Source organism: Natranaeroarchaeum aerophilus (assembly GCF_023638055.1).
Lineage (GTDB): Archaea > Halobacteriota > Halobacteria > Halobacteriales > Natronoarchaeaceae > Natranaeroarchaeum > Natranaeroarchaeum aerophilum.
On the sequence record NZ_JAKRVY010000029.1, the window covers coordinates 1 to 1070 of the forward strand.

Below are 1070 nucleotides of genomic sequence, written 5' to 3' on the forward strand. Positions count from 1 at the left end.
GAGCGTGTCATAGAAACGTTCTCAATGAAGGAAGCAGGGTGTTGGAACTGTGTCTACGAGCGCCAGCACCCTGCAAAACGTAGCTTCGGTCGACGACTTCTTGAATGTCGCGGCTACGGAGACAGCACCGTTGTTCGAGTACTTGGAGTTCGATTTTCTGCTTGAGTACGAAGTGTTCGCCCCCTCGAAGCGGGGGCGAACACGAGTCCACAAGCCACCAGAACTCTTCAAAGGCTTCCTCCACTGCTACTACAAAGGCATCTACGGCACACGACCAGTCACACGAGAGCTCCAAAATACATTGACGTGGCTGTCCTGTGGGTTCGAGAAACCGCCGTCACGAGACACTGTTGATCGGTTTCTCACCGATCTTGAACTGGTGGTGGATGATGTCTTCGACTGCCTTGTCGAGCAGGCCGCCTGCCGGGGCCTGCTCGACTCCACATACCGCATCGATTCGACTCACGTCACTGCAATCCAGTACAACGATGACGCGACGTGGAACTACGACTCAACTGCTGAGGAACACTACTACGGCTTCGGCTGTGTGATTGTCTCAGCTGGGCCAAAGATTCCGATTGCCGCGGAGTTCACACAACGAAAGCAAATCAATGCTGAGACGGCGATGCGCGTCACGACGGACGCGCTCGCCGTCGATACACCGATCTGGATGCTCGGAGACAGCGCCTACGACATTCTGGAGTGGCACGACTTCCTGCTGGCGCAGGGAGTCGTGCCGATTGCACCGTACAACCCACGCAATACGGACGACCCGCTTGAAATCGAATACAGGGTCGAAGATCGCATCGACAAACACGCTGAAGACATCGGCCTCAAGCAGTCAGTGCTCGACGAGACGTACGATCACCGGACGCAGGTGGAACGAACAAACGAAGCGTGCAAGGATTGCGGCCTCGGGCACGTCCGCGCCCGAGGCCGCGTCCACGCACGAACACAGGTGTTCATGGCGCTTTGTCTCCGCGTGATCGTCGCCATCACCAATTATGAACGTGGACACAATCCCGGACGGACGAAGCTCAAGACCCTGTGATTGATTCTATGACACGCTC

1 protein-coding gene is annotated in these 1070 nt (G+C 56.4%); it reads left to right on the forward strand.

The features are described from left to right. The first annotated feature begins 49 nt into the window (after positions 1 to 49). On the forward strand, positions 50 to 1051 hold the full coding sequence (locus tag AArcSt11_RS16845) for a transposase (protein WP_250598869.1): 1002 nt from the start codon (positions 50 to 52) through the stop codon (positions 1049 to 1051). Positions 1052 to 1070: the final 19 nt, after the last annotated feature.